Origin of the sequence: Halorubrum sp. SS7 (genome assembly GCF_005435055.1) — an archaeon.
Classification (GTDB): domain Archaea; phylum Halobacteriota; class Halobacteria; order Halobacteriales; family Haloferacaceae; genus Halorubrum; species Halorubrum salinarum.
The window spans coordinates 1-466 of record NZ_SGXV01000307.1 but is presented as its reverse complement, the minus strand read 5'-3'; the positions used below and the strand labels follow the sequence as shown (position 1 = coordinate 466).

Below are 466 nucleotides of genomic sequence, written 5' to 3'. Positions count from 1 at the left end.
GAGCACGGCGTCGCAGTCGCCGTCCCGGGCGGTACGGAGCGACGCGCCCGTTCCGCGCGCCACCGCGTCGACCCCCGACCCGAACCGGCCGGTGTACGCTCGGTTGAGGACGGCTAGTACACCGCTGTCGTACGCGGTCGTGGCGGTGGCGAGCGTCAACGAGCCGAGGCGTGGTCGGGTCTCCTCGGTCCGATTCGCACAGCCGGCCACCGAGACGGCGCCACCGAGGCCGAGTGCCCGCAGATACTGTCGCCGACGCGTACCCACGATAGCCGAATATGGTTACATCTCGTGAAAAAAGTACGCATTTTTCGTTATCTCAGCCGGGGTTCGCGCGATACGCGTCGGATCCGCGCGGCGGATCGTCTCTTCGACCGCGACGCGAGTCTTCCCCGCGAGTTCTCGCCGCCGATCGGAGTCAGCAGCGGCGTCTCCGCCGTCGGTGGCTCACGCGGACAGTCCGACC

Annotated in this window: 1 pseudogene; it reads right to left on the bottom strand. The window is 68.5% G+C overall.

Annotation, left to right across the window (positions count from 1 at the left end):
• A pseudogene (locus EXE44_RS21210) lies at window positions 1-267 on the bottom strand (molybdenum transporter); the annotation flags it as partial.
• Window positions 268-466: the final 199 nt, after the last annotated feature.